This window comes from Asaia sp. SF2.1 (assembly GCF_000505765.1).
Lineage (GTDB): Bacteria > Pseudomonadota > Alphaproteobacteria > Acetobacterales > Acetobacteraceae > Asaia > Asaia bogorensis.
On sequence record NZ_AYXS01000051.1, the window covers coordinates 25,384 to 30,904 of the forward strand.

Annotated in this window: 4 protein-coding genes and 1 pseudogene; all 5 read left to right on the forward strand. The window is 59.6% G+C overall.

All coding sequences use genetic code 11. The features are described from left to right. A pseudogene (locus P792_RS0120420) lies at window positions 1-1,365 on the forward strand (malto-oligosyltrehalose synthase); the annotation flags it as partial. A gap of 256 nt (window positions 1,366-1,621) precedes the next feature. Continuing rightward, the gene (locus P792_RS35110) at window positions 1,622-3,055 is read left to right on the forward strand and encodes a glycosyltransferase (RefSeq protein WP_023979967.1); all 1,434 of its coding nucleotides are present in this window, start codon (window positions 1,622-1,624) and stop codon (window positions 3,053-3,055) included. Then, window positions 3,052-4,200, forward strand: coding sequence for a hypothetical protein (locus P792_RS35115; RefSeq protein ID WP_023979968.1), 1,149 nt, complete (start codon window positions 3,052-3,054; stop codon window positions 4,198-4,200). The genes P792_RS35110 and P792_RS35115 overlap by 4 nt, the downstream gene beginning before the upstream one ends. Continuing rightward, window positions 4,197-5,216: a glycosyltransferase family 2 protein gene (locus P792_RS35120; RefSeq protein ID WP_023979969.1), complete on the forward strand. Its 1,020-nt coding sequence runs from the start codon at window positions 4,197-4,199 to the stop codon at window positions 5,214-5,216. Before P792_RS35115 ends, P792_RS35120 begins: the two co-directional genes overlap by 4 nt. A gap of 12 nt (window positions 5,217-5,228) precedes the next feature. Next, a partial coding sequence (locus P792_RS36265; RefSeq protein ID WP_200863496.1) for a glycosyltransferase occupies window positions 5,229-5,521 on the forward strand: 293 nt, incomplete at its 3' end.

Sequence of the window (5,521 nt, forward strand, 5' to 3'; positions counted from 1 at the left end):
ATTGGCGTTGCCCTGCGCGCCCTTCTAACCGTCTTTCCGGTCTATCGCAGCTATTTCGCCGATGGTGGTGATTCCGGTGCCGATTTTCGCGCCATCGACAGGGCACGTCTCGCAGCGCAGCAGATTTTGCCCGTCTATCAGCACGAGATACTGGACCAGATTTGCCAGTACCTTGCCGATGCCCGTATCGACACGACGGAACGGCAGGATATTCTCGAACGCTTCGAGCATCTCACAGCGCCTCTCACGGCCAAGGCAGGTGAGGATACAGCGTTCTATCGCTATGCCCGCCTTCTCTCGCGTAACGATGTCGGTTGCAGCCCCGATCGGTTCGCAGCCCCTGTGAAGAGCTTTCACAGCATGAACATCGAGCGTCTGGCCAACCACCCCCAGGCACTTCTCACCACCGCAACGCATGACCACAAGCGCGGGGAAGATGGACGGGCTCGGCTCATGGTTCTCAGTGAGCCCGCGGCCAACTGGCCTGAAACGACGCGGCGCTGGCTGGACCAGAGTCAGGCTTTCCTTGAAAAGACTGCCCATGGTCCCTCACCCATATCGGCCGATGCCTATTTCATTTTCCAGACGCTGATTTCTTCCTGGCCCCTAAATGAGGCTGGTTTCAGCGATTACAGCGAACGTATCGACGCCTATCTGATCAAGGCGTTGCGCGAAGCCGGCAGCCAGACCGGGTGGAGCAATCCTGACGAGGCCTATGAAAAAGCCTGTCTGGATTTCGCCCATCGCTGCATGACCGGAGACTTTGGCAAAGGCCTGTCATCCTATGTCGAGCGCATCAGCCCGGCTGCTACGCTCAACAGCCTGTCACAGACCTTGCTGCGCATGACCAGCCCCGGTGTTCCTGACCTTTATCAGGGTCGTGAAACCTGGGATTTCAGCCTTGTCGATCCGGATAACCGCCGACCCGTCGATTATCCCACCCATCGGGCAATGCTCGATGAAGCCCTGCCCTTTTCCCAGAGCAGCGCCGGGTGGAAGAATGGCCGCATCAAGCAGGCATTGATCGAAACCGTTCTGTCTCTTCGCCTTGAGAACACAGATCTCTTTGCTTCTGGGCGCTATCTGCCACTCATTGCTACAGGCCCTCTGGCAGAGCATGTAATTGCCTTCCAGCGGCAAACGATGGAAGGCTCCTGTCTCATCATTGCGCAGCGGCTGACAATGGCGCTGGCGCCGGATGAAGGACTATGCATTCACCATCGCGGCCTGAGCGAAACGATGCTCCCTGTTCAGGGCGCCTGGCGCAGCCTGCTGCATGACGGTATTGCGCCAGAGGCGGGTACTTTCTCGCTGGGTTATCTCAATGGCCGCCCACCAATTGATATCCTGATCAATCGGGACTGATTTTCCGTGATGCGACAGGCTCGAACCATGACGCCTGTCGCCCACCTCTGGGCATACACATCCGTATCCCCGCAGGACGCCCTGCCGCGTGAGACTGGCGTCGGCAACCATGCGCAGGCGACTTTGCAAAACTACACTTGATTCAATGAGAGTCTCTCAAGCGCCACAAGCAGGACCAGGACGATGAATGAGTCCCTGAGCGGCGCAACCCGTTCTCTCCCGAAAACGTTACATCGCCCCATGAGCGAGGTGACGCGTGCATATACTTCACATTGCGCTGGGTGGCTGTCTTCGCGCGCCCCCGGTTACCTACGGAATTACGCCTGATACGGGCGGTCATATCGCTTATGTGCTTGAGGCAGCCAGTGCACAGGCTGCCCGTCCTGACATTGATCATATCACAATCATTACGAGACGTTTTCGCAATGAAATGCTTGGTCTGATTCACGATCAGGAAATCGAATGTGTTTCGGACAAGATCACGATCCAGCGCATCGGTGCTCCTGCCTCGCCATACCGCGAAAAAGATGCCGCTCTTGCGGACCTTCCTGACCTGACTGAAGCCCTGCTGCGCCATGCCAGCCGCCCGGACCAGCGTTACGACGCTATTCATGTGCATTTTGCCGATGCTGCCCAGCTTGGTCTCGCTCTTGCGCAAAAGCTGAATATTCCCGTCGTCTACACACCCCATGCACTAGGCATCGATAAATTGCAGGCGGGAGGGCGCAACTGCCCGGCTTTGCACGCACGTATCGCCATGGAGCGAAGCGCCATCGCTCAGGCCGATGGCATCATCGTTTCAACCCGCGATGAAGCGAGCCACCAGATCCCCCGCTACGGCGTCGCGCTCAACCGCTCACGTCTGCGCCTGATCACACCCGGCGTTCCCACGCTCGATCCAGCGCCCGCCGCGCAAGGACGGGCCTTTATCGCCCGCCATCTGGCCCATCCTGATCGCCCCGTCATTCTGGCTATCGCCCGCGCTGTCGAGAAGAAGAACCTTGTCCTCCTGGCTCAGGCTTATGCAAGTGATCCCGGCCTGCGCGAGCGCGTCAATCTGGTCATTCTCGCGGGGCAACATGCCGGCGTACAACCCGGCACGGAAGAAGCCGGTGTAATTGCACAACTGCATCACATCCGTCATGCAGCCGGGCTAGAGGCGCAATTTGCTCTACCTGCGGCTCATGAGGCGCATGATGTTGCCAGCCTTTACCGGTTTGCAGCTCATACGAGAGGCATTTTTGTCAATCCGGCGCGTCACGAACCCTTCGGTCTGACCCTGCTCGAAGCGGCCTCGGTCGGACTGCCCGTCCTTGCCACAAATCGGGGCGGTCCGGTGGATATCATCGCCAGACTGGGGCATGGCCTGCTTTTCTCCCCTGACTCATCAGACAGCCTGACGGACAGGCTGAACCATCTGCTGTCATCGCCTGAACTATGGGCAAAGCTTTCAGGCGCAGCGACCAGACATCAGGCGCTCCTGGGCTGGGAAAACTACGCCGCAGAGTCAGTCGCATTCTACCGCAAGCTTGGACGCAAGCGCCAGCGCGTAGCACGCCCTGCACCGAGCAGAGTCGCGGCAACTGTCTTGCCGTCGGGCAGCATCGCGCCATCGGTTCTTCCCTTGCCAGCTTTCTCCCAGCTGATTGACAGCGCAACCCAGCCGCAACTGTCAGGATACTCCGCATGACGCGCCCTATTGGTTATTTCGTGCATCATCAGGGTCGCGGTCATGCCGAGCGCTGTCTCGCAATCATCAACGCTCTGCCCGATACGCGGCCGGTACGCATTTTCTGTGCCCGCGCCGATCTGTTTCCTGACCTGCCCGCCCATGCCAGCCTGACGGTCATTCCGTCGCTTTTCGAAGCGACCGGGGCGGAAACCGCGGCGCTGGCAGATATGCCTACGCCCCGCACCCTGCATTGTGCGCCGCTTGGCTGGCCCGGCATACGGCAGGCTATGGGGCAGATTGTGGCGTGGTTTGTCGAGGCAGACCCGGCCCTGATGATTTGTGACGTTTCGGCCGAAATTGCTCAGCTTTGCCGCCTGTGCAGTGTGCCGCATATCAAGATCCTGCAACATGGCGACCGTGACGACGAGGGCCATCAGGCTGCCTATGATGGCGCAGTCGGTCTGCTGGCGCCGTTTTCGGCCCAGCTTGCACAACCTGAATGGACGACTTCACGGCTACAGCAGATTTTCTTTGCCGGTGGCCTCGGCAAGCCCGAGATCCTGCCAGAAAAGGAAGTGGCCCGACAGCGCATCGGCATCGCCCCCGACAGGGAAATGATCCTTGTCATGACGGGCGGCGGCGGATCGGGTTTCACTCTGGCCCCCATCACGGTCGGCGCACGCCACCGCCCCGATGCCCTGTGGGTCACAATTGGCGCGCTGGAACGCGATTGGCACGCAACAGAGCCTGGCAATATTCTTCATCGCGGATGGGTATCGAACGCGACAGACTATATCGCCGCGGCCGATTGCATCATTGCCAGCACAGGCAATACGACTTGCCAGCAAATTCTGGCCGCAGGCAAGCCATGGCTTGCCATCCCAGAATGGCGCTATTTCGATGAACAGCGTCGCAAGGCCGAGTGCCTCGAAGCCGCCCATATGGCCGTCATACGCCAGCACATGCCCGCCTCGGCGCTCGCCTGGGCAAAAGCGCTAGAAGAGACCTATTTGAACCATCGGCCCGGCATCCAGCGCAGCGCCATAGATGATCGTCCCGCCGACGGTGTTGCGCACTGGCTTGAAACCCTGATTGCCCGCCTCTGGAATGAGCCCCCTTCCACCATGACCGGCGCCACCGCGCATGAAAGCTTCCTGCCATGAACACGCTTTCGGTTCTGACTCTCGCCAGAGGGCGCGCCAGCCATCTGGCCAACATGATGATCGGTCTGTCGCGCCAGAGCGTCCAGCCTGACGAATTCATCGTTATCGTGATGCAAGATGCGCCCTATGAAAACCTGCCAGAGGTAGATTTTCCCGTGCGTCAGATCCTTGCCCCTGCCGGGGTGATGAATCTGTCTGCCGCGCGGAACCTTGCGGCATCGGAAGCCATTGGTGAGGCTCTCGTATTTCTCGATATCGATTGTATCCCGGCACCGCATTGCCTGCGGGATTATCGCGGTGCGCTGGAAACCTGCGACGGACTGCTGATGGGTGAGGTTATGTACCTCCCCGCTGGGGCAAATGATGAAGGTTGGACCTACACTGCTTTCGAAGCCGTCAGCGAGCGCCATTCCGACCGACGCGGGCCACCCGCTTATGGGGTGGAAGCCTGCCCGGATTATCGCTGCTTCTGGTCGCTCAATTTCGCTATTCGCGGGACACGCTTCGCGAGTTCAGGCGGGTTCGACGAAGGCTTTACCGGCTATGGTGGTGAGGACACGGATTTTGCCAAAGGTTTCACTCTCGCTGGCAATTCCCTGGCCTGGGTCAATGGCGCACGCGTCTATCATCAGCACCACACGCATCATATGCCGCCCGTTCACCATCTTGAGACGGTTGTTCGGAACGCCGAGATTTTCGAGAGCAAATGGGGCTACCGGACCATGGGCCACTGGCTTCACGCCTTCCGGCTCATGGGGCTGATCGATGACACGCCCGGACAGCCTATCCGTATCCTGCGTGCCCCCAATGCAGACGATCTGGCCCTGACAGGACAGCAGGCTCATCAGCCCTATGCCAATACGGCTTCGGTCATCAGAATTCTTGAGCAGCGTCAGGCAACACGTGAAGCCGCTTTCGCTGCGCTGCGACCGACTGAAACTGCCCCGCCCCTGCCAGTACCTCATGGCTCTTTACGCCCCGACGCGGTGAACCCTGTCGCCATCGCGGCTGAGTGACGGGTCGTCATCATGAACCGCCCGCTCCGCATTGCCCTGGTGGCGCATCCGCGCCACCCGATTGCCGAACCATTCAAGGGTGGGATGGAGGCGCATAGTTTTCATCTCGCGCGAGGCCTGATGGCGCGGGGGCATGACGTCACGCTTTTCGCTGCGGGTGACAGCGATCCCGCCTTTACGATCGATTCTTTGCTGCCTGTTCACTATGACCGCGACTACCCTTGGGAAAATACGAACCCCCATCCGGAGCTCTACACCGTTCTCGACAAGGCCTTTGGCGCGGCCCGCCACCGGATTTTTTCGGG